The organism is Streptomyces sp. NPDC088400 (assembly GCF_044753355.1).
Lineage (GTDB): Bacteria > Actinomycetota > Actinomycetes > Streptomycetales > Streptomycetaceae > Streptomyces.
Genome location: NZ_JBIVMZ010000015.1, coordinates 73,635 through 98,161 on the forward strand (window position 1 = coordinate 73,635; position 24,527 = coordinate 98,161).

Sequence of the window (24,527 nt, forward strand, 5' to 3'; positions counted from 1 at the left end):
GGTACGCACCGATTCGCACCGACTGACCTACAGATAAAGCAGATTAAGGAGATTCGGCACCATGGATGCTGTGACCCAGGTACCCGCGCCGGTCAACGAGCCGGTGCACGGCTACGCCCCCGGTTCCCCCGAGCGGGCCCGTCTGGAGGTCAAGCTCAAGGAGCTGGCCGAGAACCCGGTCGACCTTCCGATGACGATCGGCGGCGTGAAGCGGATGGGCGGCGGCGAGCGCGTCAGCGTCGTACAGCCGCACAACCACAAGTCCGTACTCGGTACGTTCGCCGGAGCCACCGAGCAGGACGCGCAGGACGCGGTCGACGCCGCCCTGGCCGCCGCCCCGGCATGGCGCGCGATGGCCTTCGACGACCGCGCCGCGATCATCCTGCGGGCGGCCGAACTGCTGTCGGGACCGTGGCGCGAGACACTGGCCGCGGCGACCATGCTCGGCCAGTCGAAGACCGCCCAGCAGGCCGAGATCGACACCCCCTGCGAGCTGATCGACTTCTGGCGCTTCAACGTCAAGTACGCCCGTGACCTGCTCGCCGAGCAGCCTCCGGCCAACTCGCCGGGCGTCTGGAACCGTCTCGACCACCGCCCGCTCGAAGGCTTCGTCTACGCGATCACGCCGTTCAACTTCACGGCGATCGCGGGCAACCTGCCGACCGCGCCCGCGCTCATGGGCAATGTCGTGGTGTGGAAGCCGTCCCCGACCCAGACGCTGGCGGCGGTGCTGCTGATGGAGCTGCTGGAGGAGGCGGGGCTGCCCAAGGGCGTCATCAACCTCGTGACGGGCGACGGCATCGCCGTCTCCGAGGTGGCGCTGAACCACCCGGAGCTGGCCGGTATCCACTTCACCGGTTCGACCAAGACCTTCCAGCACCTGTGGAAGACGGTCGGCAACAACATCGAGAAGTACCGCTCCTACCCGCGGATCGTCGGTGAGACGGGCGGCAAGGACTTCGTCGTCGCGCACCCGAGCGCCGACCGCGGAATCCTCAAGATGTCGCTGACCAGGGGCTCCTTCGAGTTCCAGGGCCAGAAGTGTTCCGCCTCCTCGCGCGCGTACGTTCCCGCGTCGATCTGGAACGACGGCTTCAAGGAGGAGTTCGCGGCCGAGGTCGACGGGATCGCCATGGGTGATGTCACCGACCTGACGAACTTCATCGGCGCTGTCATCGACGAGCGCGCCTTCGCCAAGAACAAGGCCGCGATCGACCGCGCCGCCGCCGACCCGACCTGCACGATCGTCGCGGGCGGTACGTACGACGACTCCGTCGGCTACTTCGTCCGGCCCACCGTCATCGCCTGCACCGACCCCGAGAACGAGGTCTTCAGGACCGAGTACTTCGGCCCGATCCTCGCGGTGCACGTCTACGACGACGCCGACTACGAGTCGGTGCTGGCGCAGATGGAGTCCGTCTCGGCGTACGCGCTGACCGGCGCGGTCATCGCCAACGACCGCGCGGCCGCCGCCGACGCGATGGAGAAGCTGCGCTACGCGGCCGGCAACTTCTACATCAACGACAAGTCGACCGGCGCCGTCGTCGGCCAGCAGCCCTTCGGCGGTGGCCGCGCGTCCGGTACGAACGACAAGGCGGGCGCCCCGCAGAACCTGATGCGCTGGACGCTGACCCGCGCCATCAAGGAGACGCTGGTGCCGCCGACGGACTACCGCTACCCGCACATGGGCTGACCCCGCGCACGGGCTGCCCCGTAAGGGGCGTGGCCCCGGCAGGACACCGCCCCCGGGCCGGCTCCCCAGCCGGCCCGGGGGCGGACTCATGCTCCGGGGCCTCGGGCTCCAGGAATCCCGTTCCTCCGGGAACCCCGTACTCCGAAATCCCCTCTTCCTGACGGGATGACGGGAACCGGCTTTCGCAGGGCGAAGTGATCCCTGTCTCAGATACTAGGACGTCCGAGTAAATGAAGAGACAGGGCGTCCCGGCTCCCTTAGCTTGGAATAGCCGAACGTCTCGCTTCATCCAGCGAATGGCGGTCGTGGGCCCGCGCCCTCAGGCAGGTAACCCCTGCGGCGCACGCCCTCCGCCTCTTCCGGCGCCTCGTGGATTCGTCATGCGGCCCCGCCGTATGACTCAGCGATCTCAAGGAGTCGATCACCATGGCCGAGACGACAGTCCGACGCGTCCGTCACACCCCCCGTACGAGCGACGCCGACCGCAGGAATGCCGCCGCCGCCCTGCAGCGCGCGCTCGACCGCAGGGACAACGGCGGCTCGACCGGTCACTGAGCCGTATCCGCCCGGCCGCCTGTGCGGACGGGGATCAGCGGGTGACGGTGAAATGGTCCACCCGCTCGCCCGTCTCGGCGAGCGCGGTGACCTTCAGCTCCGGGCTGCTGCCCGTCGTCACCTCGACGGCGAGGAACGAGAAGCCCGTGTAGCGCACCCGCGACCACTCCACGGTCTCGGTGGCCTTCTTGCCGCCGGTCTCCCAGTGGTACGACGGCACACTGTCCAGGTCGGCGACATGACCCTCGTAGCTGTCCGGTACGGGGAAGTCGTACAGCGCCTTGCCCGCGCCGCCCGCCGTGACGTACACGATGCCGTCCCGCACCGAGCTGACGGACTCGCCGATCGGGGTCTTGCGCCCGACCTTCCCGCCGCGCAGCGCGTCGGTGCGCTCGTACACATGGTTGTGGCCGTTGACGACCAGGTCCACGCCGTGCTTGTCGAAGAGCGGCACCCACGCGTCGCGCACCCCGCCGTCCGAGGCGTGCGAGTTGGTCGTGGAGAAGGCGCAGTGGTGGAAGAACACCACGATGAAGTCGATGCCCTGGTCCGCGCGCAGCTCGCCCAGGCGCCGGTCCAGCCAGCGGGTCTGGGCGCCGTCCGTGTAGCCGGTGTTGGCGCGGATCTCGTACGAGATGTCGTTGGCGTCCAGGGCCACCACGCCGACGTTGCCGTACGTGAAGGAGTACACGCCCGGCGACTTCACCGGGTCGAGGCCGCTGTCCGGCAGGGTCCAGCGCGCGTTCTGGCCGCCGTAGCCGTTGGGGGAGTACCACGCCTCCATGTCGTGGTTGCCCGTCGTCACCATCCACGGCACCCGCGAGGCCACCGTCTCGGTCTGCGCCAGGAACTGGTCCCAGACCCGGGCGTCGTACGTGTCCGACTCGGTGCCCTGGCCGCTGGTGTCCGCGTAGCAGATGTCGCCCGCGTGCAGATGGAAGACCGGGTTCTGGCCGAGGATCACCTGGTCGTTGGCGAGAGCGTCGTACGAGACCCCCTGGTCGCCGAAGGCCGTGAAGACGAACGACTCGGCGCGGGCCGGGGCCGTACGGAACGTGCTGACGGTCCCGAGGTTGCGCGCGTCCGCCGGGTCGAAGCCGTCGTGGCCCACGCCGTAGTAGTACGTCGTCCCGGGGCGCAGCCGCTCCAGCGCCGCGTGCAGGTAGTACTGCTCCACCGCCGGCAGCTTCGCCGACAGCGACGGCGTGTGCAGCGACCGGACCTCGGCCGTGATCTTCTGGCTCAGGTCCCAGGGCTTCAGGCCCACCCGTACGTAGGGGTTCTTGACCGCGAACGGCACCTGCCAGGAGACCGTCATCCTCGTCTTCGGGTCGGAGCCGAAGGCCAGATGCCGGCCGAAGGGCGCCACCAGCGATCCGTCGACCCGGGTGGTGGCCGACGACGGCAGGAAGGCGGGGGCTCCGGCTCCGGCGAGGCCGTTCGCGGTGCCGCCCGCGGTCGCCGAGCTGGAGCCCAGCAGACCGGCGCCCGCCACGGTCCCGGCGGCGATCGTGCCCGCGCGCAGCAGGCCGCGCCGTCCGATACGGTCGCGCAGGTACTCGTGCTGCTCCGGCATGCTCATGCGGGAAGCGAGATGGTCGGGAATCCCGACGCGGGGAGTGTCCATGGCCCGACGGTGACACCGGCGGGTGGCCCAAGCGTGGAGCCAGGGCGTACGGCGGGCGACCGAATCGCAATGTGTCCACAGAATGGACGGTCCGTGTCAGGCAGTGGGACGGGGGGTAGGGTGCGGGCATGTCTCGCAGCATCAATCTCGCAGTGATCCCCGGTGACGGCATCGGTCAGGAGGTCGTGGCCCAGGGCCTGAAAGTCCTGAGTTCCGTCCTTCCGCAGGATGTGAAGCTGGAGACCAGGAAGTACGACCTCGGCGCGAGCCGCTGGCACCGGACCGGGGAGACCCTCCCGGACACGGAGCTGGAAGCCCTCAAGGGCCATGACGCCATCCTGCTCGGCGCGATCGGCGACCCGACCGTGCCGTCCGGCGTCCTGGAGCGCGGGCTGCTGCTCAAGCTGCGCTTCGCCTTCGACCACTACGTGAACCTCCGCCCGTCGAAGCTCTTCCCGAACACGGAGACCCCGCTGGCCGGCCGCCCCGACATCGACTTCGTCGTCGTCCGCGAGGGCACCGAGGGTCCGTACACGGGCAACGGAGGTTCGCTGCGCACCGGTACGCCCGCCGAGGTGGCCACCGAGGTAAGTCTCAACACGGCGTACGGCGTGGAGCGTGTCGTCCGCGACGCGTACGAGCGGGCCAACTCCCGTCCGCGCAAGAAGCTGACGCTGGTCCACAAGAACAACGTCCTCGTCTACGCGGGCCACATGTGGAAGAACATCTTCGACCGCGTCGGCCAGGAGTACCCCGAGGTCACCACCGACTACCTGCATGTCGACGCCGCGACGATCTTCTTCGTCACCCAGCCCGAGCGCTTCGACGTGATCGTCACCGACAACCTCTTCGGCGACATCCTCACCGACCTGGCCGCTGCCGTGACCGGCGGCATCGGTCTGGCCGCGTCCGCGAACATCAACCCGGACCGCGCCTTCCCGTCCATGTTCGAGCCGGTCCACGGCTCGGCACCGGACATCGCGGGACAGGGGAAGGCCGACCCCACGGCCACGATCCTCTCCGTCGCCCTGCTGCTGCGGCACCTCGGTCTCGACGCCGAGGCCGCCCGGATCGAGGAGGCCGTCGCGGCCGACCTCGCCGGGCGCGACGGTACGGCCACGCGCACGACCGACGAGATCGGCGACGCGCTCGCCGTACGAGTAGCGAGCTGACACCCCGTCGGATTTTTACAGCCGCCGGGTCTTCGCACCCGGCGGCTGTGCTGTGCGGCCACCGGGCGCTTCCCCAGCCCCCGGGCCGCATTCACCCCATTTCTTCCTTCCGCCGTCCCCGCCGAGTGATAATCGGCTCGGGCCGCGGTATACGGGAATGCTCGGACGTCCTAGTAGCGACGTGAACGCGGTCCGTCACAACCAAACGTGAAGGACGAGTATTCATGACCACGCGTACGCCCACGCCCACGATCGAGGCCCGGCCCACGATCCAGCTCAAGCCCTCCGCGCATCCGCTGTCCGCCGCCGAGCGCGAGGCGATCCTGGCCAACCCCGGATTCGGCCGTCACTTCACCGACCACATGGTGACGATCAAATGGACGGAGGGGCGGGGCTGGCACGACGCGGAACTCGTTCCGTACGCGCCGCTCTCGATCGACCCGGCCAACATGACGCTGCACTACGCGCAGGAGATCTTCGAGGGGCTCAAGGCCTACCGCCGCCCCGACGGCTCGGTCGCCACGTTCCGCCCCGACGCGAACGCGGCCCGCTTCCAGCGCTCGGCCCGCCGGCTCGCGATGCCGGAGCTGCCGGCCGAGACGTTCATCGCGGCGTGCGACGCGCTGGTCCAGCAGGACAAGGCGTGGGTGCCCGCGCACGGCGGGGAGGAGTCCCTCTACCTGCGCCCGTTCATGATCGCGACCGAGGTCGGTCTCGGTGTGCGGCCGTCGAACGAGTATCTGTTCCTGGTCATCGCCTCGCCCGCCGGCGCGTACTTCCCCGGCGGGGTCGAGCCGGTCTCGGTCTGGCTCTCGGAGAACTACGTCCGCGCTGTCCCCGGCGGCATGGGCTTCGCCAAGACCGGCGGCAACTACGCGGCGTCCCTGCTCGCCCAGGCCGAAGCGGCGGAGAAGGGCTGCGACCAGGTGGTCTGGCTGGACGCGCTGGAACACCGCTGGGTCGAGGAGATGGGCGGGATGAACCTGTACTTCGTGTACGGCGACCGCATCGTCACCCCCGAGCTGACCGGCTCCCTGCTGGCGGGCATCACCCGTGACTCGCTGCTGAAGCTGGCGGGGGACCTCGGCTGCACCTCCGAGGAAGGCCGTATCTCCACGGAGGACTGGCGCCGCGACACCGAGAACGGCACGCTCACCGAGGTCTTCGCCTGCGGCACGGCCGCGGTGATCACTCCGGTCGGCGTGGTCAAGTCGGCGGACGGCGAGTGGGTCCAGTCGGGCGGCGAGCCGGGCGAGGTCACGATGAGGCTGCGCAAGGCGCTGCTGGACATCCAGACGGGCTCGGCGGCGGACCCGCACGGCTGGATGCACGAGCTGGGCTGAGGCCCGGTGGTTTTTCAGGCTCTACGGGACGGGGCCCGCATCCGATCCGGGTGCGGGCCCCGCCGGCCCCCACCGGGCCCCTCAACCGCCCAGTGTCACCGGATATGACCGCATCGTGAGACGAGATTTCACCAGCGCGGCAGACGTGCGAAAATCGGCTCGTGCTCTCGTTCGCCATGATTATCGGCAGCAAGCGCGCCGGTCCGCAGTGACCGCCCCGTACCACCCCGTACGGCGCGGCCATCGTGCCTCAGACCCGCGCGCAGACCTCTCGCTACCCGCGAGGGGTTTTTTCGTTTTCCGACCCCACCTCGGCGGAGAGCGAGCCGCGCGGGAAGATGGGGGCAAGTGGAGCCAGGCCTTCCGGAACCTTCCGATGTCTCCGGAAGGCAGATCTCATCCACTCGACAGGAGCAGGACACCATGACCACAGAGTCCACGGTGAGCAACGACAGTTTCCATGTCTTCGACACGACGCTGCGCGACGGCGCCCAGCGCGAGGGCATCAATCTGACGGTCGCCGACAAGCTGACCATCGCCCGGCACCTGGACGACTTCGGCGTGGGCTTCATCGAGGGCGGCTGGCCCGGCGCCAACCCGCGGGACACCGAGTTCTTCGCCCGCGCCCAGCAGGAGATCGACTTCCGGCACGCCCAGCTCGTCGCCTTCGGCTCCACCCGGCGGCCGGGCGCGAAGGCCTCGGAGGACCCCCAGGTCAGGGCCCTGGTCGAGTCCGGGGCGCCGGTGGTCACGCTGGTCGCCAAGTCGCACGACCGGCATGTGGAACTGGCGCTGCGCACCACCCTCGACGAGAACGTGGCGATGGTCCGCGACACCGTCTCCTACCTGCGCGAACAGGGCCGCCGCGTGTTCGTCGACTGCGAGCACTTCTTCGACGGCTACCGCGCCAACCCCGAGTACGCCAAGGCCGTCGTACGGGCCGCCTCCGAGGCCGGCGCCGATGTGGTCATCCTCTGCGACACCAACGGCGGCATGCTGCCCGCCCAGATCCAGGCCGTCGTCTCCACCGTGCTCGCCGACACCGGCGCGCGGCTCGGAATCCACGCCCAGGACGACACCGGCTGCGCCGTCGCCAACACCCTCGCCGCCGTCGACGCGGGCGCCACACACGTCCAGTGCACGGCCAACGGCTACGGCGAGCGCGTCGGCAACGCCAACCTCTTCCCCGTCGTCGCCGCCCTGGAGCTGAAGTACGACCAGCGCGTCCTGCCCGCCGGGGCGCTCTCCGAGATGACCCGGATCTCGCACGCCATCGCCGAGGTCGTCAACCTCGCGCCCTCCACCCACCAGCCGTACGTCGGCGTCTCCGCCTTCGCCCACAAGGGCGGACTCCACGCCTCCGCGATCAAGGTCGACCCCGACCTGTACCAGCACATCGCCCCCGAGGCGGTCGGCAACTCCATGCGGATGCTCGTCTCCGACATGGCGGGCCGCGCCTCCATCGAGCTCAAGGGCAAGGAACTGGGCATCGACCTGGGCGGCGACCGCGATCTGGTCGGCCGGGTCGTCGGCCGGGTCAAGGAGCGTGAGCTGAAGGGCTACACGTACGAGGCGGCCGACGCGTCGTTCGAGCTGATGCTGCGCGAAGAGGTGGAAGGCCGGCCCCGCAGCTACTTCCGTACGGAGTCCTGGCGCGCGATCGTCGAGGACCGCCCCGACGGCTCGCACGCCAACGAGGCCACCGTGAAGCTGTGGGCCAAGGGCGAGCGCATCGTCGCCACCGCCGAGGGAAACGGCCCGGTCAACGCCCTGGACCGGGCCATGCGGGTCGGCCTGGAGCGGATCTATCCGCAGCTGGCCAAGCTGGAGCTGGTGGACTACAAGGTCCGGATCCTCGAAGGCAGGCACGGTACGGAGTCCACCACCCGGGTGCTGATCACCACGGCGGACGGCAACGGCGACTGGGCCACGGTCGGGGTCGCGGAGAACGTCATCGCCGCCTCCTGGCAGGCGCTGGAGGACGCGTACACCTACGGGCTGCTGCGGGCCGGGGTCGAACCGGCCCAGTGACCGTCGCGTCGGCCTCGATCGCCGGACGGGCTGCTCCCCGGCCCGCCCGGCGATCGAGTCCCGAACATCCGGCACAGAGCAGCTAGGGCCTCTCGTTTGGATCTTGCCGGGCTCGCGTGCCCTGGTGCCGCGCCTCGCCGCGTTGTCGTCACTCCACGACGCTCCGCGTCGCCTCACTCCTCCGCCTTGCGATCCACGGCACCAGACCCCGCTCCCTGATCCGGCCTGATCCAAACGAAAGACCCTAGCTCTGAAGCCGCCACTTCTGGTTGGCGGCCCCGGTGCAGGCCCAGATCTGCGCCCGCGTCCCGTTCGCCGACGAGTTGTCCGACGCGTCGAGACACTTGTCCGCCGGTACGTTCACCAGGTCGCCGGAGGACGACTCGTATCTCCACTGCTGCGCCCCGGACCCGTTGCACTCGTACAACTGGACCTTCGCGCCGTCCGCCGTGGACGCCGACGTCACATCCAGGCACTTGCCCAGCGCCCTGACCGTGGAGTCCGCGCCGAACGTCCAGCGCTGGCCCGTCGAGCCGTCGCAGTCGTACAGCTGGACGGCCGTTCCGTTCGCGCTGGAGTCGCCCGCGACGTCCAGGCACTTGCCGCCGAGCCCCGTGACGGCGCCCGTGGTGCCCGTACCGCCGTCACCGGACTGGGTGCCGGCCCAGGTGAAGGTCGCCGAGGTCTTGCCGGGCAGCGAGTAACTGAACGTCTGCCCGCCCCAGTTGACCCGCATCTCCTTGGCCGCCGACGCGTCGTTGTAGGCGATCAGCGCCTTGGACCCGTCCGGGTTGCGCCAGGCCACATTGGGCACGGCGCTGCTGGCGGAGGAGGAGATCCGCTGGGCGCCGGGCTTCACGAACTTGGTGAGGTGGCCCATCGTGTAGTACTCGATGGTGTAGTCGACCTGGCCGTGCCTGCCGTCCCCGTTGTGGACGGTGATCAGGCCGTCGCAGGTGCCGCAGCCGCCGTTGTGCGGGCCGCGGTTCTGGTCCACCGCCAGGGACCACTTGGTCACCGACTTCGCCCAGTTACGGGTGTAGTCGATGATGTTCGACATGTCCTCGCGCTGCTGATTGGCGATCCACGTACCGCCCGAGTGCTCGGTCTGGAACGCGTTCAGCTGCGGATACTGGTTGTGGACGGTCGTCTGCTTCTGTACGTCGCCGCCGTAGCCGTGCCAGGCGATCCCGCCGAAGTTGGGGTGGTCGCGGACCGCCGCGTCATTCACGGTGGCCGCCGCGTACGCGTCGTACGTGTCCCAGTTCCAGTCGTGCGCCAGCACCTTCGTGGACAGTCCGGCGCTCTGGAGCTTCGGCAGCAACTCGCTCTTGGTGAAGTACGCGAGGCCCGAGCCGTTCCAGCTCATCGACGGGTAACCGGCGCAGCAGGTCGGCTCGTTCTGCACCGAGACGTAGTCGACGGGTAAGCCCTGGTCGCGGTAGGCCTGAAGGTACTTCACGAAGTAGCTCGCGTAGGTGCCGTAGTTCTCCGCCTTCAGCCAGCCGCCGTTGAGCTGCCCGTTGTCCTTCATCCAGGCCGGAGCCGTCCATGGCGAGGCCATCGTCGACAGCGCCGGGTTGAGCTGCTTCGCCTGCTTGGTCAGCGGCAGCACGTCCGCCAGGTCGTGCGCGATCGAGAACCTGGTGAGGCTCGGGTCGGTCTGACCGGCCGCCAGATCGTTGTACGTGTAGCCGAACCGGGCGAGGTCGGAACCGCCCATCGGGTTACGGATGAAGGAGAGCCCGATCCCGTCGGTGGGGGAGAAGAGCTTCCTCATCGTGTCGTCGCGGGTCGCCTGCGAGAGCGCCCCGCTGCCCTTCATCAGCCAGGCCGCGGTGTCCGTGAACGAGGCGCCGCCCCCGGTGAAGGTCTGGTAGCGGGTGCCCTCGTCCACGCTGATGTTCGTGCCGCTGCCGCCGTTGCCCGTCTGGAAGTTGACGGGGGTCTGCTGCTGGAGACCGCGGGTGACATGGCGTCCGCCGCTGTCATCGGTCGTCGTCAGCCAGATGTTGACCTGTTCGCCGGCGGCCTGCGCCGGACCGGCCGACAGCCCGGTGAGCCCGGCGGTGACCAGGGCGCCGGACAGGAGAATCCTCGTCAGCCGCAGCCCGGTGCGGGCCGATCGCAGCCCGGTCCGGACCGATCGCCGCCCGGTGCGGGCCGATCCTGATCCCGAACCCGGTCTTAATCCCGATCTCGATCTCGACATAAGTCTGCTGCCTTTCTCGGCAGGGTGTGGGGGGTGGTGCGGAGGTGCTGTGCGGCGTGAGTGAACTGCTCCGGTGAACTCCCGTCAAGAGGAAGCGCATTCACAACCTGAACGCACAACCACCATGACTGACCCCTGACCTGAACGCTGGCCTGCTGCGTAGTAAAGGTGTGGACCAATTGTGGTGTGAAGTATTGACGGGCGTGTTGTGGTCCCGGTTAACTCACCGCCCAGCGCCGGTACCGGTTCCGGTACCGGTTGCAGGCACCGTCGTACGGCACTGATCCACAGCACCTCAACGCGGAGGCCCGATGCGTGTCACGATGGCTGACGTCGCCCGTCAGGCCGGCGTCAGCAAGACGACCGTGTCCCGGGTGATCAACACAAAGGGTGAAGTCGACGGCGGTACGGCCGCGCGCGTCCGCGCCGTGATCGCCCGGCTCGGTTACGTGCCCAGCTCGGGCGCCGTCGGACTGGCCCGCGGCAGCAGCCGTACGGTCGGCATGCTCGTCCCGTCACTCGTCTGGCCATGGATGGGCGAGGTGCTCCAAGGAGTGGCCGACACCGTCGAGGCCGCGGACTACGGACTCCTGCTCTTCAGCTGCAACCGCGGCGCCGAATCGGTGGAGCGCTTCACCACCCAGGTCTCGGCCCGCGCCTTCGACGGACTGCTCGTGGTCGAACCCGCGAACACCCTCGACACCCTCGTCGGCCTGCACCACAAGGGCCTGCCCGTCGTCCTGATCGACGACCGCGGCAGCCACCCGGAGGACTTTCCGTCCGTCGCGACCACCAACCACGAAGGAGGCGCGTCCGCGGCCCGCCACCTGCTGGCCGACGGGCGCCGCAGACCCCTGGTCATCACGGGCCCCGCGCACTTCGGTTGCGTACGGGACCGGCTCGCCGGCTTCAGCGGGATCATGCCCGACGCCCGTGTCTTCGAAGGGGACTTCACCGAGCTGTCCGGGCGCCTCGCCGTCGAACACGTCCTCGCCGAGGGGACCGCCATCGACTCCGTGTTCGCGCACAACGACATCTGCGCGGCCGGCGCGCTGCGGGCCCTGCGGGCCGCCGGGCGGTCCGTTCCCGACGATGTCGCGGTGGTCGGGTTCGACGACATCCCGCTGGCCCGGCACACCGAGCCGCCGCTGACCACCGTGCGCCAGCCCACCCGGCGGATGGGGGAGACGGCGGCGCGGATGCTGCTCACCCGGCTCGGCGGGGCGTCCGTGCCGGAACGGCGGGTCGTCCTGCCCACCGAACTCGTCGTACGGCGGTCGGCCCCGCTCGCCGCCGCGGCGGCCCGTATCCGATAGCCCGACCGTCAACGTGACCACCTCGAATTCCGCAGCGCAGCCCATTCCAGGAGTCCTCACCATGTCCGCACCCCGCACGCTCCGGGCGCTGGCCGCCACCACCGCCGTGGCCGCCCTCGCCGCCGGATGTTCCTCGGCCAACTCGAACGCCAACCGGTCCGCCGGGGCCTCGGGCGTTCTGACCGTCGGCATGCCGAACGGCCCGCAGACCAACAACAGCAATCCGTTCCTGAGCACCTCCGCCAGTGCCTCGCTCGGCTACCGCTACATGATCTACGAGCCGCTGGTGATGACGAACCCCGTGCGGCCCGAGGAGAAGGGCGAGCCCTGGCTGGCCAGCGCCTGGAAGTGGGAGGCCAACTTCACCAAGGTCACCTTCACGATGAACCCCAAGGCCAAGTGGTCCGACGGCAAGCCGCTCACCGCCGAGGACGCCGCGTTCACCTTCGGGCTGATCAAGAAGTACCCGGCGCTCAACGGTTTCGGCATCCCGTACGACGGGATCGCGACGGAGGGCGACAAGGTCGTACTGACCTTCAAGGAGTCGCAGTTCGTCAACCAGATCAAGATCGGCATCACCTATGTGGTGCCGAAACACATATGGCAGGGCGTCAAGGACCCGGCGACCTGGCCCAACCGCACGCCGGTCGGCTCGGGACCGTACCGGCTCAAGACGTTCACCCCGCAGACCACCACGCTCACCGCCACGCCCTCCTACTGGAAGGGCGCCACGCGGGTGAAGGAGCTGCGCTACACCTCGTACAACGACAACAGCGCGCAGACCACCGCCCTGGGCAGCGGCAAGTCCGAGTGGTCGTTCGTCTTCATGCCGGACTACAAGCAGCTGTACGTCGCCAGGGACCCCAAGAACAACAAGCTCTGGTTCCCCTCCGGGCTCGGCATCCACGGCCTGTGGTTCAACACCAAGAAGGGCGCCCTGAGCAACGCCTCGTTGCGCAAGGCCATGGCCATGGTGGTCGACCGCCGCGCCATCCATGTCCAGGCGGAGGCCACGCTCTACCCGGAGATCACCAACCCCACCGGTGTGCCGCTGCCCGCCGGTGAGTCCTTCCTCGCGCCCGCGTACAAGAACGCCACGACGAAGCCCGATGTGGCGGGGGCGAAGAAGGTGCTGAGCGACGCCGGATTCACGCTCTCCGGCGGACAGTTGAAGGACCCCTCGGGCAAGCCCGTGTCGCTCACCCTCACCGACCCGGCCGGCTGGAACGACTACATCACCGGGCTCTCCATCATCAAGGACAACATCAAGCAGCTCGGTATCGAGGCGAAGGTCAAGACCCAGACGGCGGAGGCCTGGACGTCCGACGTCGCCAACGGCAACTTCGACGCCACGCTGCACTGGACCAACAACGGGCCCACGCCGTACGACATGTACCAGAACATCATGGACGGCTCGCTGCTCCAGCCCATCGGCAAGAGCGCCCCGCTCGGCAACTTCGGGCGCTTCGACAGCCCCGAGGCGACCAAGGCGCTCAAGGAGTACGCCAACGCCGAGGAGGACTCGGCCCGTACGGCGGCCATGAACACCCTCCAGAAGATCATGGTCGAGGAGGTGCCGATGATTCCGACGGCGGCGGCGCCCCTCGGAGCGGAGTACTCCACCAAGAACTGGGTCGGCTGGCCGAGCGAGGCCGATCCGTACGGCCCTCCGCAGCCGACCCTGCCGAACGCGCTGGACATCGTGCTGCGCCTCAAGCCCGCCAAGTGACGGCGGGACGCGGCCATGACCACGCAGAAGAGCCAGAAGGCTCATCAGTCTTATGAAGCCCATGAGGCCCATGTTCCGGGCACCGAGGACTCCGCCGTCGTACTCGAAGCGCGCGGCGTCACCAAGCACTTCCCCGTCAAGCGCACCGGCGCTGACCTGCTCGCGCGCCGCCACCGTACGGTCCACGCCGTGGACGATGTCTCGCTGCGGCTGCGGCGGGGCAGCGTCACCGCGCTGGTGGGGGAGTCCGGCTCGGGGAAATCCACCGTCGCCCGGCTGCTCGCCCAGCTGTACCCGCTCACCGGAGGTGAGATACGGCTCGGGGGCAAGCCGGTCGTGGCCGGTCGCGGCCGGTCCTTCCGCGCGTACGTCCGGCAGGTCCAGCTGATCTTCCAGGACCCGTTCGCCTCCCTCAACCCCGTACACACCGTTCGCTACCACCTCACGCGCTCGCTGAAGATCCATGGCAAGCAGGCCACCGAGGCGGAGGCGGCCGAGCTGCTGGAACGGGTCCAACTGACCCCGCCGGGACAGTTCCTGGACAAGTTCCCGCACGAACTGTCGGGCGGTCAGCGCCAGCGCGTCGCCATCGCCCGCGCCCTGGGCGCCGATCCGCAGGTGCTGCTCGCCGACGAGCCGGTCTCGATGCTCGACGTCTCCATCCGGCTCGGCGTGCTCAATCTGCTGCGCGACCTCAAGGAGCGTCTGCGGCTGGCGATTCTCTACATCACGCACGACATCGCCTCCGCGCGGTACTTCGCGGACACGACCCTGGTGATGTACGCGGGCCGGATCGTGGAGGGCGGGGACAGCGAGACCGTCACCCAGCGCCCGGCCCACCCCTACACCCAGCTGCTGATCGCCTCCGCGCCCGACCCCGACCGGGTCGTCGCCGGGGGTGAACCGGGTGAGGACCAGGAAGAAGGCGGGGACGAGAGCGGCGAGCCGCCCTCCCTGATCGACCCGCCCGACGGCTGCCGCTTCCACCCCCGCTGCCCGAAGGCGATGGAGCGCTGCCGCACCGAACTCCCGCCGCGCTTCGAGCTGGACGGGGACGGCGACCAGTGGGCGGCCTGCTGGCTGTACGAGAACGGCCGGGCAGCACCCGCGCCGGGTCCGGATGCACCCCAGCAGGGCCCGGCGCCCGACGCGCCCGGCCCGGCGGCCGACGCGCCAGGGCCGACAGCCGACGTACCGGGCCCGACAGCCGACGTACCGGGCCCGACAGCCGACGTACCGGGCCCGACAGCCGACGTACCGGGCCCGACAGCCGACGCACCGGGCCCGGCGGCCGACGCGCCGGAAGGGGCGACCTCGTGAAGTACGTACTCCAGCGGCTCGCCTTCTACGCCCTCACCGCCTGGGCCGCGATCACCATCAACTTCCTGATCCCGCGCCTGATGCCGGGCGATCCGGTCCAGGCGCTGATCTCCCGCTTCCAGGGCCAGCTCGACTCCAACGCGGTCAACTCCCTCAGGGCCCTCTTCGGCCTCGACAAGGAACGTTCGCTCTGGCAGCAGTACACCGACTACTGGTCCCAGCTCCTCCAGGGCGACCTGGGCCTCTCCTTCACCTTCTTCCCCACGCCCGTCAGCGAGGTGATCTCCCAGTCGCTGCCCTGGACGCTGGCCCTGGTCGGCACCGCCACCCTGATCAGCTTCCTCCTCGGCACCGGTATCGGCGTCTACAGCGGCTGGCGGCGCGGCTCCTGGCTGGACGGGCTGCTGCCCGTCACCACCTTCATCTCGTCCATCCCCTACTTCTGGCTCGGGCTGATCGCCATCTCCCTGTTCGCCGTGAAGTGGCCGCTCTTCCCGGCCGCCGGCGGCTACGACAGCGCGCTGGTGCCCGCCTTCGACGTGCCGTTCCTCTCCAGCGCGCTGTACCACGCGGTGCTGCCGGGCGTGACGATCGTGCTGAGCGCCATGGCCGGCTGGATCCTCGGCATGCGGAACATGATGGTGACCGTCTCCTCCGAGGACTACGTCATGGTCGCGCAGGCCAAGGGCCTCTCGGAGCGGCGCGTGATGTTCTCGTACGCCGCCAGGAACGCGATCCTGCCGAACATCTCCGGCTTCGCCCTGTCCCTGGGCTTCATCGTCGGCGGCACGCTGCTCGTCGAGATGGTCTTCTCCTATCCCGGCATCGGCTTCCAGCTCTTCCAGGCCGTCGGCGCCAAGGACTATCCGCTGATGCAGGGCGTCTTCCTGATCATCACGCTCGCGGTCCTCGCCGCGAACCTGCTGGCCGACCTGATCTACCTGCTGCTCGATCCGCGTACCCGAAGGGAGGCCTGAGCCATGGCCGTCACCGCTGCCGAAGCAGCCGTTCTCGAAGCGGGCGCGGACCCGGAGCCCGGCCGGAGCACGAGCCGGGGCGGAGGCCAGGGCCGACGGGCCCGGCTGCGCTTCCTGCGCGGCGGAAAGACCGTCACCGGGCTCGCCATCCTCGGATTCTTCACTCTGCTGGCCGTCGTCGGACCGTGGCTCGCGCCGTACGACCCCGACAAGATGAGTGAGGACATCCTCCAGGCGCCCTCGGCGGCGCACTGGTTCGGCACCACACAGACCGGTCAGGACGTGCTCTCCCAGATCCTCGTCGGCACCCGAGGCGTGCTGGTCGTCGGCTTCGTCGCCGGACTCCTCGCGACGGTCCTGTCCGTGCTGATCGGCGTCAGCGCCGGTTTCCTGGGCGGGGTCGCGGACGAACTGCTCTCGGCGCTCTCCAACATCTTCCTGGTCATCCCCGCGCTGCCGCTGATCATCATCATCGCCAGCTTCGTCTCGGACACCGGGGACATGCTGATCGCCGGTGTCATCGCCGCCACCTCCTGGGCCTGGGGCGCCCGCGTGCTGCGCGCGCAGACGCTCTCGCTGCGCCGCCGGGACTATGTGGAGGCGGCCCGGGCCACCGGCGAACCCACCTGGCGGATCATCTGCTTCGAGATCATGCCGAACCTCACCGCCGTCATCGCGTCCGGCTTCGTCGGCACCGTCATCTTCGCCGTCCTGCTGGAGATCACCCTCGCGTTCACGGGTGTCGCCGACATCTCCAACTGGAACTGGGGGACGGTGCTCTTCTGGGCCCAGTCCAACCAGGCGCTGGCCCAGGGCGCGTGGTGGTGGTTCGTACCGGCCGGGCTCTGTATCGCCCTGCTCGGCGCGGCCCTCTCCCTCATCAATTTCGGTATCGACGAGTTCATCAACCCACGGCTGCGCACCGAGACCGGCGCGTCGAGGAAGGTCAGGATGCGCGTGGGCTTCACACCGGTGGTCCGCGACCTCCAGGACCCCGGGAGCAACCGGAACCTCCAGAAACACCGGAACCTCCAGCAACCCCAGAAACCCCAGAGCCTCTACGACGGCAAGGAGCCGCGCGCATGACCGGCAGCCCCGTTCTCACGATGCGCGGACTCACCGTCGACTACGGCACCGGGGCCGGCGCCGTACGTGCCCTGCGCGACATCGATCTGACCCTGCACCGGGGCGAAGTCCTCGGTCTCGCGGGGGAGTCGGGCTCCGGCAAGTCCACGCTCGCGTACGCCGTGACCCGGCTCCTCTCCCCGCCCGGCGTGATCACCGGCGGCGATGTCCACTACCACCCGCCCGCCGCGCGGAACGGGACGGAAGCGGCCCCGGCCCCGGTGGACCTGCTGGCGCTCAGCCCCCGGGAGCTACGGTCCTTCCGCTGGCAGGAGCTGTCGATCGTCTTCCAGGGCGCGATGAACTCCCTCAACCCCGTGCACACCGTGCACAGTCAGCTCACCGATGTGCTCAAGGCCCACCGGCCGGGGATGAAGGCCGCCGAACGCACGGCGCGCGCCGAGGAACTGCTCTCGCTGGTCGGTATCTCCACGGACCGGCTGACCGCCTTTCCGCACCAGCTCTCCGGCGGCATGCGCCAGCGCGTGATGATCGCGATGGCGCTCGCCCTGGAGCCCGAGATCGTCATCATGGACGAACCGACCACCGCACTCGATGTGGTGATGCAGCGTCAGATCCTCCGGCAGCTGGTCAGGCTCCGTGAGGAGCTGGGCTTCTCGGTCGTCTTCATCACGCATGACATCTCGCTGCTGATCGAGTTCTCGGACCGGATCGCGATCATGTACGGCGGGCGGATCGTCGAGGAGGCCGGCGCCGCCGAGATCTACCGCGACCCGCGCCATCCGTACAGCGACGGACTGCTGCACTCGTTCCCGGCCCTGCACGGGCCCCGCCGCGAGCTGACCGGGATACCCGGCTCGCCCCCGCACCTGTCGGCGATGCCGGCCGGCTGTGCGTTCCATCCGCGCTGCGGCAAGGCGTTCGCGCCCTGCGCGGAACGGGTGCCGGTGCCGGCGGCCCCGGCCGACGAACCGGAGCGATCGGTGGCCTGTTGGCTGCACCACCCGGTGCCCGCTGACTCCGTGTGACCACCTTCGTTCATTTTCGGCCATATCTGCCAACTCTCGTACGTCTTCCCTCCCCCCACCTCCGCGCACCCCCACCCTCACGCACCGCTGGGTGCGCCCCTGCCCCAGGAGACCTATGAACGCCACCCCCGTCCAGGCCGCGACCACCCCCGTCACCCCCGTCCGGGCCGCCGCCCGCCCCGCCGTGGCGGTCCCCGGTCTGCCCGCGGACTTCCGCTGGGGCGTCGCCACCTCCGCGTACCAGATCGAGGGCGCGGCGACCGAGGACGGCCGGACCGCCTCGATCTGGGACACCTTCTGCCGGGTGCCGGGCGCCGTCGTACGCGGTGAGCACGGCGATGTGGCCTGCGACCACTACCACCGGATGCCCGAGGACGTGGAGCTGATCGCCGGTCTCGGCGTCGACACGTACCGCTTCTCGCTGGCCTGGCCGCGCATCCAGCCGGGCGGTCGAGGCCCCGCCAACGCGAAGGGCCTGGACTTCTACAAGCGGCTCGTCGACGAGCTGCGCGGGCGGAACATCACCCCCTGGATCACCCTCTACCACTGGGATCTCCCGCAGGAACTGGAAGACGCGGGCGGCTGGCCCGCCCGCGACACCGCGTACCGCTTCGCCGACTACGCGATGCTCGCCCACGAAGCCCTCGGCGACCGGGTCGAGCACTGGACCACCCTCAACGAGCCCTGGTGCTCGGCCATGCTCGGCTACGACATCGGCGTCCACGCGCCCGGCCGGAGGAACTTCGGCGACGCCGTCCACGCCGTCCACCATCTCCTCCTCGGCCACGGACTCGCCGCGCGGCGCATCCGGGAGGCCGCCGGGGACCGCCCGCTCGACCTCGGCATCACCCTCAACCTGGGCACCGCCACTCCCGAGACCGGCAGCGAGGCCGACGCCGAGGCCTGCCGCCGCGCCGACGGCATGGGTACGCGGCTCTATCTCGACCCGCTCGTCCACGGACGCTACCCCGAGGACACTGTCGCCGACCTGGCCCTGCGCGGGGTCGAACTGCCCGTACGCGACGGCGACTTGGAGATCATCTCCGCGCCGCTCGACACCCTCGGGGTCAACTTCTACCGGGGCATGCTCTTCTCCGGAGTCACCGAGGAGGGCTCCCCGGTGGACGCCGACGGGCTGCCCGTCACCCGGGTCGTGCCGCGCGATCTGCCCCGTACGGCCATGGACTGGGAGATCACTCCGGCCGAGCTCACCGAGCTGCTCGTCCGCCTCCAGCGCGACTACGGCGTACCGACGGTGATCACCGAGAACGGCGCCGCGTTCGACGACACCGTCGCCGCCGACGGCTCCGTACCGGACGCCGACCGTACGGCCTACCTCGACGACCACATCGCGGCCGTCACCGAGGCGCGGGCCCAAGGGGCGGACGTACGCGGCTACTTCGCCTGGTCGCTGATGGACAACTTCGAGTGGGCGTACGGCTACGACAAGCGCTTCGGGATCGTCCGGGTCGACTACGACACCCAGGCGAGGACGCTCAAGGACAGCGCCAAGTGGTACCGCGACACGATCCGCCTGACTCGCGCGCTCACGCCCGGCCCCACGCACGACGCGACGCGGCAGCGGCACTGACCGCGCGCCGAAGGAGCACGACACCATGCACCACACACGTGTGAGACGGGGGCCGGGACGGAGCACGAGGCGGGGCGTCAGGACGGTGGTGCTCGCTGCGGGCGCCGTCCTGGCGGGCCTGCTGCCCCTCACCGGGGCCGGGTCGTCCGTCCCGGTGGACGACCTCGCCCCGGTGGGCGAACTGGCGTCGCGGGCGAGCGTCCTCACCGACGCCGCCGTGTACCCGGTCGAGGAAGGGGCCACGGCCACGGTCACGATCTCGGTCACGACCCCTGGGGGCGGCCGTACCGGCGGGGCCGTGACCGTCGCTTACGAGACCGGCACCGACACGACCGGCACAGACACGACCGGCACCGACACGACCGAGGCAGGCGCCTCGGAAGACAGCGTCACCGAGCGCGCCGCCGACCCCGGCAACGACCACCGCCCCGTCTCCGGCACGCTCACCTTCCCGGCGGGCACCCCCTCCGGCACCTCCCGAACGGTCAGCGTGCCCACCCGCCGGGACCGGGTCGCCGAGAGCGCGGAGACCGTCCCGCTCACGCTCACCGTCACCGGAGCCGAGGCACCCGCCGAGACACCGAAGATTGTCATCGACGCACACGGCCTGCCCTATCTCGACGCGAGGCTGCCGGTGAAGAAGCGCGTCGCCGACCTCCTCTCCCGGATGTCGCTCGCCGAGAAGGCCGGTCAGATGACCCAGGCCGAGCGCAACGCCCTCACGCACCAGGGCGACATCGGCACGTACGCCCTCGGCTCGCTGCTCTCCGGCGGCGGGTCCGCGCCGACCCCCAACACCCCTGCCGCCTGGGCCGAGATGGTCGACTCGTACCAGCTCAGGACGCGGACCACCCGCCACCAGATCCCGCTGATCTACGGCGTGGACGCCGTCCACGGCCACAACAACGTCATCGGCGCGACGATCATGCCGCACAACATCGGTATCGGCGCGACCAGGGACCCGGCGGTCGCGGAGAAGACCGGGGCCGTCACGGCGCGGGAGGTGCGCGCGACCGGCATCCCGTGGGACTTCGCCCCCTGCCTGTGCGTCGCCCGCGACGAACGCTGGGGCCGTACGTACGAGGCCTTCGGCGAGGACCCGGCCCTGGTGACCGCCATGGAGACGGTCGTCAACGGCATGCAGGGCGCGCGGTCCGGCGAGGAACTGTCCCGTAACGACAAGGTGTTGACCAGCGCGAAGCACTTCGTCGGGGACGGCGGTACGGAGTACGGCTCGTCCACCTCGGGCCCGTACACCATCGACCAGGGCGTCACGAAGGTCACCCGCCACGAGCTGGAAACGGTCCACCTCGCCCCGTTCACCGAGGCGGTCCGGCGCGGTGCGGGCACGGTCATGCCCTCGTACTCCTCGCTGGACATCCTCGGCGAGGCCAGGAGCGCGGGCACGGGTGCCGGTACGGGCCCGGTGAAGATGCACGCCAACGCAGCCATGATCGACAAGGAGCTCAAGGGCCGGATGGGCTTCAAGGGCTTCGTCGTCAGCGACTTCCAGGCGATCGACCAGATCCCCGGCGACTACGCGAGCGACGTCCGCACCTCGGTCAACGCCGGCCTCGACATGATCATGGTGCCGACCGCGTACCGGGACTTCGGCCGGACCCTCCAGGACGAGGTGACGGCGGGCCGGATTGCCAGGAGCCGGATCGATGACGCGGTGTCCCGGATCCTTGAACAGAAGTTCAGGCTGGGCCTGTTCGAGAGGCCGTACGCGGACACCACCCACCTCTCGTCGGTCGGCTCGGACGAACACCGCGCCGTGGCCCGGGACGCGGTCGCCAAGTCCCAGGTGCTGCTGAAGAACGCCGGGGGCATCCTGCCGCTGAAGCCGTCCCAGAAGGTGTACGTGGCCGGCTCCAACGCACACGATCTCGGCAACCAGATGGGCGGCTGGTCCATCAGCTGGCAGGGCGCGTCCGGGACGACGACCACCGGCACGACCATCCTGGAGGGCATGCGGAAGGCGGCCCACGGCGCTTCCCTCACCTACTCCGAGGACGCCTCGACCGGCACGGCGGGGTACGACGTGGGCGTGGTCGTCGTCGGCGAGACGCCCTACACCGAGGGCAAGGGCGATGTCGGCAACGGCCACGACCTGGAGCTGTCCGGCGCCGACAAGAAGGCCGTCGACAGGGTCTGCGCGGCCATGAAGTGCGCGGTGCTGACCGTGTCGGGCCGTCCGCTGCTCATCGGCGACCGCCTGGCCGGCATCGACGCGCTGGTGGCGTCCTGGCTGCCGGGCACCGAGGGGGACGGTGTCGCCGATGTCCTCTACGGCGCGCGCCCCTTCACCGGTCAACTACCGCTGACCTGGCCGAAGTCCGTCGCCTCGCTGCCGGTCAACGTCGGTGACGCGTCGTACGATCCCCAGTTCCCGTACGGCTGGGGGCTGACAACCCTCAAGCCGCCGCCCGTGGGCGGGCTGCGGACCCTCACCGGCCTCGGTGCCGAGGCGAGGGCGCTCGCGAAGGCCGGGCGCGGGTACTCCCCGAAGAGCAGGGCCCTGGTCGAACGGGCCAGGCTGCTCGTACAGCACAGGATCGGACAGTATCCGACGGCGGCGTCGGCGAAGCCGTTCGCCGACGCGGACCATCTGCTGCTCACCGGTGACCCGGCGGGAGCGGTGGCGAGGCTGACGGCGGCCTACCGGGCTTCGTAACCGTACGAACCCGAAAGGTTCGGCACTCGGACACCTGTACGAGTGCCGAACCTTTCGCCGTTCCGTATTGCCCCGTTTCAGGTAGCGTCGATAGGTATGAGGACGAGGCTCTTCCCCGCGCTGTCCGGGCTGCTGCTCGCCTTTTCGGCCGCCGCCCTCGGAGTGGCGCCCGCCGCGCAGGCCGCCACCGGCCCCACGACCGTCGCCCAGGCCCTCAAGAAAGGCCCGGTCTATGTGGACCCACGGGTCTCGGACCAGCTCTCGGCGGCCGAAGCGAAGGCCCTGACGAAGAAGATAGAGGACGCGGACAAGCCGCTGTTCGTGGCGGTCCTGCCGAACAACGCCCAGTTCCCGCCGGGCTCCGTGCTGCGCACGATACGGGCCGAGACCGGCGTGACCGGCCTGTACGCCATCCACCTGGGCGACGGGTTCAACGCGGGCGCCGACTCCAGTGTGATGTCCCAGCGGGCGGTCCGTAACCTCACCGACGCGGTCAAGGCGGGCGGCGCCGTCGACGCCTCGACCGAGCTGAACAACTTCGTCGACCAGGCACTCCCGCAGATCCGTGGCCACGCCCCCGACTCGTGGAACGTGAGCTCAGGATCGGGCGGCGGATCGGGTGGCGACGCGTCCACCGGACTGATCGTGCTGGGCTCGGTGGTCGTACTGGGCGGGGCGGGCGCGTACGCCGTGATCCACCGGAACCGCCGCAAGCAGGCCGAGCGGGAGCGTGCCGCCCTCGACAAGCTGCGCGTCGTCGTGGACGAGGACATCACCGCCTTCGGCGAGGAACTCGACCGGCTCGACTTCCGCCCCGCCGAGGCCGGCGCCGACGAGGCGATGCGCGCGGACTACGAGCATTCGCTCGACGCGTACGAGAGGGCGAAGTCCCTGATGGCCTCGGCCCAACGGCCCGCCGATGTGCGGGGGGTGACCGAAACGCTGGAGGACGGCCGGTTCTCCCTGGCCGTGCTCGACGCACGCAGAAAAGGCGCCCCGCTTCCGGAGCGCCGTTCACCGTGCTTCTTCGACCCGCGCCACGGCCCGTCGGTGACCGACGCGGAATGGGCCCCGCCCGCCGGTGCCCGGCGGACCGTCCCGGTCTGCGCGGCCGACGCGGCCCGGCTGGCGGACGGCGACGACCCGATGACCCGTACGGTGCACACCGACCAGGGTCCCCGCCCCTACTGGGAGGCGGGACCGGCGTACGGCCCCTGGGCCGGCGGCTACTTCGGCGGCGGACTGCTGCCGGTACTGCTGGTGGGCACGGCGCTCGGCTCGCTCATGTCGACTCCCGCGTACGGCGCGGACTTCGGCGGCGGAGACTACGGCGGCGGGGACTACTCGGGCTCGGACTTCGACCCGGGTGACTTCGGCGGCGGAGGCTTCGGCGGGGGAGGGGACTTCGGAGGAGGAGGCGGGGGGGGGGGGGGGGGGGGGGGGGGGGGGGGGGGGCGCCCCCCCCCCCCCCCCCCCCCCCCCCCCCCCCCCCGCCGGTCCTCTCCTGCTGTCACTGTCACAGACCGGCTCAGGCAGCCTCGGGGGCCTGCTTGATCGCGGAGATGTCGAACGTCAGCTTGACCTTGTCGCTGACCATCACGCCGCCGGTCTCCAGCGCCGCGTTCCAGGTCAGGCCCCAGTCCGAGCGCAGAATGTTGGCGCTGCCCTCGAAGCCGACGCGCTCGTTGCCGTACACATCGGTGGCGGAGCCGTGGAACTCCAGGTCGATGCTGAGCGGCCGCGTCACGTCCTTGATGGTCAGGTCGCCGGTGATGCGGTAGGTCTCCGCGTCGAGCTGCTCGGCGGAGGTGGAGCGGAACGACATCTTCGGGAAGGTCTCGGCGTCGAAGAAGTCGGCGCTGCGGAGGTGTCCGTCGCGGTCCGTCATCCCGGTGTCGATGCTGGCGATCGAGACGTCGATGGAGGCCGAGGAGGCCGCCGGGTTGGAGCCGTCCAGGCTCAGCGAGCCCTCGTGCTCGATGAACGTGCCACGCACATTGGTGACCATCGCGTGGCGGACCGTGAAGCCGATGCTGCTGTGGGCGGGGTCGACGGTGTATTCGCCGGTCAGCGCCGCCAGCGCGGGGTCCAGGGTGGCCACGGCGGTGGCCGAGGCGGCGGTGGTGTGGGCGGCGGCGTTCTTGCGACCGAAGAGAGCCATGATTTCCTC

At 69.8% G+C, this 24,527-nt stretch carries 17 protein-coding genes; 14 read left to right on the forward strand and 3 right to left on the reverse strand.

All coding sequences use genetic code 11. The features are described 5' to 3' along the window. The first annotated feature begins 61 nt into the window (after positions 1-61). Positions 62-1,693 carry an L-glutamate gamma-semialdehyde dehydrogenase gene (gene pruA / locus ACIQD6_RS30325; RefSeq protein ID WP_401888571.1) on the forward strand — a complete coding sequence of 544 codons (1,632 nt, stop codon included), beginning with the start codon at positions 62-64 and terminating at the stop codon, positions 1,691-1,693. 426 nt (positions 1,694-2,119) lie between these two features. Continuing rightward, on the forward strand, positions 2,120-2,248 hold the full coding sequence (locus ACIQD6_RS30330; protein WP_401888574.1) for a hypothetical protein: 129 nt from the start codon (positions 2,120-2,122) through the stop codon (positions 2,246-2,248). A 34-nt stretch (positions 2,249-2,282) separates the two neighbouring features. On the opposite strand, the gene ACIQD6_RS30335 is transcribed toward ACIQD6_RS30330, so the two are convergent. Further along, the gene (locus ACIQD6_RS30335) at positions 2,283-3,875 is read right to left on the reverse strand and encodes a purple acid phosphatase family protein (RefSeq protein WP_401888576.1); all 1,593 of its coding nucleotides are present in this window, start codon (positions 3,873-3,875) and stop codon (positions 2,283-2,285) included. 128 nt (positions 3,876-4,003) lie between these two features. Here ACIQD6_RS30335 and ACIQD6_RS30340 point away from each other — a divergent pair, with 128 nt between their 5' ends. The 3 genes from ACIQD6_RS30340 (at position 4,004) to cimA (ending at position 8,421) form a co-directional block, all read left to right on the forward strand. Continuing rightward, entirely contained in the window at positions 4,004-5,047 is a 1,044-nt protein-coding gene (locus ACIQD6_RS30340; protein ID WP_401888579.1) for a 3-isopropylmalate dehydrogenase, read from the forward strand. A 224-nt stretch (positions 5,048-5,271) separates the two neighbouring features. Further along, positions 5,272-6,390, forward strand: a complete 1,119-nt coding sequence (locus tag ACIQD6_RS30345; RefSeq protein WP_401888582.1) for a branched-chain amino acid aminotransferase — start codon at positions 5,272-5,274, stop codon at positions 6,388-6,390. Positions 6,391-6,813: 423 nt separating this feature from the next. After that, positions 6,814-8,421, forward strand: coding sequence for a citramalate synthase (gene cimA / locus ACIQD6_RS30350; protein ID WP_401888584.1), 1,608 nt, complete (start codon positions 6,814-6,816; stop codon positions 8,419-8,421). A 244-nt stretch (positions 8,422-8,665) separates the two neighbouring features. On the opposite strand, the gene ACIQD6_RS30355 is transcribed toward cimA, so the two are convergent. Then, a complete protein-coding gene (locus ACIQD6_RS30355; protein ID WP_401888586.1) occupies positions 8,666-10,633 on the reverse strand; it encodes a ricin-type beta-trefoil lectin domain protein in 1,968 nt (655 codons plus the stop codon). Positions 10,634-10,944: 311 nt separating this feature from the next. Here ACIQD6_RS30355 and ACIQD6_RS30360 point away from each other — a divergent pair, with 311 nt between their 5' ends. From ACIQD6_RS30360 to ACIQD6_RS30400, 9 genes are all read left to right on the forward strand, one after another. Beyond that, entirely contained in the window at positions 10,945-11,949 is a 1,005-nt protein-coding gene (locus ACIQD6_RS30360) for a LacI family DNA-binding transcriptional regulator (RefSeq protein ID WP_401888589.1), read from the forward strand. Positions 11,950-12,010: 61 nt separating this feature from the next. After that, the gene (locus ACIQD6_RS30365) at positions 12,011-13,678 is read left to right on the forward strand and encodes an ABC transporter substrate-binding protein (protein WP_401888592.1); all 1,668 of its coding nucleotides are present in this window, start codon (positions 12,011-12,013) and stop codon (positions 13,676-13,678) included. A 15-nt stretch (positions 13,679-13,693) separates the two neighbouring features. Further along, positions 13,694-14,998, forward strand: coding sequence for an ABC transporter ATP-binding protein (locus ACIQD6_RS30370; RefSeq protein ID WP_401888593.1), 1,305 nt, complete (start codon positions 13,694-13,696; stop codon positions 14,996-14,998). Then, the gene (locus tag ACIQD6_RS30375) at positions 14,995-15,975 is read left to right on the forward strand and encodes an ABC transporter permease (protein ID WP_401888596.1); all 981 of its coding nucleotides are present in this window, start codon (positions 14,995-14,997) and stop codon (positions 15,973-15,975) included. The genes ACIQD6_RS30370 and ACIQD6_RS30375 overlap by 4 nt, the downstream gene beginning before the upstream one ends. Positions 15,976-15,978: 3 nt before the next feature. Then, positions 15,979-17,061, forward strand: coding sequence for an ABC transporter permease (locus ACIQD6_RS30380; RefSeq protein WP_401888599.1), 1,083 nt, complete (start codon positions 15,979-15,981; stop codon positions 17,059-17,061). Further along, positions 17,058-18,089, forward strand: a complete 1,032-nt coding sequence (locus ACIQD6_RS30385) for an ABC transporter ATP-binding protein (RefSeq protein WP_401888602.1) — start codon at positions 17,058-17,060, stop codon at positions 18,087-18,089. Before ACIQD6_RS30380 ends, ACIQD6_RS30385 begins: the two co-directional genes overlap by 4 nt. Positions 18,090-18,204: 115 nt before the next feature. Then, complete coding sequence (locus ACIQD6_RS30390) at positions 18,205-19,680, forward strand: GH1 family beta-glucosidase (RefSeq protein ID WP_401888604.1); 1,476 nt, start codon at positions 18,205-18,207, stop codon at positions 19,678-19,680. A 25-nt stretch (positions 19,681-19,705) separates the two neighbouring features. After that, the gene (locus tag ACIQD6_RS30395; protein ID WP_401888606.1) at positions 19,706-22,357 is read left to right on the forward strand and encodes a glycoside hydrolase family 3 protein; all 2,652 of its coding nucleotides are present in this window, start codon (positions 19,706-19,708) and stop codon (positions 22,355-22,357) included. Positions 22,358-22,453: 96 nt separating this feature from the next. Further along, a complete protein-coding gene (locus ACIQD6_RS30400; protein WP_401888609.1) occupies positions 22,454-23,911 on the forward strand; it encodes a hypothetical protein in 1,458 nt (485 codons plus the stop codon). Here the strand turns inward: ACIQD6_RS30400 and ACIQD6_RS30405 are convergent. Continuing rightward, the gene (locus tag ACIQD6_RS30405) at positions 23,886-24,518 is read right to left on the reverse strand and encodes a YceI family protein (RefSeq protein WP_401888612.1); all 633 of its coding nucleotides are present in this window, start codon (positions 24,516-24,518) and stop codon (positions 23,886-23,888) included. The genes ACIQD6_RS30400 and ACIQD6_RS30405 overlap by 26 nt on opposite strands. Positions 24,519-24,527: the final 9 nt, after the last annotated feature.

What these genes read in the sequence shown, in the direction of transcription:
- pruA (WP_401888571.1), top strand. Translation starts at nt 62, where the DNA reads ATGGATGCTGTGACCCAGGTACCCGCGCCGGTCAACGAGCCGGTGCAC.
- ACIQD6_RS30330 (WP_401888574.1), top strand. Translation starts at nt 2,120, where the DNA reads ATGGCCGAGACGACAGTCCGACGCGTCCGTCACACCCCCCGTACGAGC.
- ACIQD6_RS30335 (WP_401888576.1), bottom strand. Translation starts at nt 3,875, where the DNA reads ATGGACACTCCCCGCGTCGGGATTCCCGACCATCTCGCTTCCCGCATG.
- ACIQD6_RS30340 (WP_401888579.1), top strand. Translation starts at nt 4,004, where the DNA reads ATGTCTCGCAGCATCAATCTCGCAGTGATCCCCGGTGACGGCATCGGT.
- ACIQD6_RS30345 (WP_401888582.1), top strand. Translation starts at nt 5,272, where the DNA reads ATGACCACGCGTACGCCCACGCCCACGATCGAGGCCCGGCCCACGATC.
- cimA (WP_401888584.1), top strand. Translation starts at nt 6,814, where the DNA reads ATGACCACAGAGTCCACGGTGAGCAACGACAGTTTCCATGTCTTCGAC.
- ACIQD6_RS30355 (WP_401888586.1), bottom strand. Translation starts at nt 10,633, where the DNA reads ATGTCGAGATCGAGATCGGGATTAAGACCGGGTTCGGGATCAGGATCG.
- ACIQD6_RS30360 (WP_401888589.1), top strand. Translation starts at nt 10,945, where the DNA reads ATGCGTGTCACGATGGCTGACGTCGCCCGTCAGGCCGGCGTCAGCAAG.
- ACIQD6_RS30365 (WP_401888592.1), top strand. Translation starts at nt 12,011, where the DNA reads ATGTCCGCACCCCGCACGCTCCGGGCGCTGGCCGCCACCACCGCCGTG.
- ACIQD6_RS30370 (WP_401888593.1), top strand. Translation starts at nt 13,694, where the DNA reads ATGACCACGCAGAAGAGCCAGAAGGCTCATCAGTCTTATGAAGCCCAT.
- ACIQD6_RS30380 (WP_401888599.1), top strand. Translation starts at nt 15,979, where the DNA reads ATGGCCGTCACCGCTGCCGAAGCAGCCGTTCTCGAAGCGGGCGCGGAC.
- ACIQD6_RS30385 (WP_401888602.1), top strand. Translation starts at nt 17,058, where the DNA reads ATGACCGGCAGCCCCGTTCTCACGATGCGCGGACTCACCGTCGACTAC.
- ACIQD6_RS30390 (WP_401888604.1), top strand. Translation starts at nt 18,205, where the DNA reads ATGAACGCCACCCCCGTCCAGGCCGCGACCACCCCCGTCACCCCCGTC.
- ACIQD6_RS30395 (WP_401888606.1), top strand. Translation starts at nt 19,706, where the DNA reads ATGCACCACACACGTGTGAGACGGGGGCCGGGACGGAGCACGAGGCGG.
- ACIQD6_RS30400 (WP_401888609.1), top strand. Translation starts at nt 22,454, where the DNA reads ATGAGGACGAGGCTCTTCCCCGCGCTGTCCGGGCTGCTGCTCGCCTTT.
- ACIQD6_RS30405 (WP_401888612.1), bottom strand. Translation starts at nt 24,518, where the DNA reads ATGGCTCTCTTCGGTCGCAAGAACGCCGCCGCCCACACCACCGCCGCC.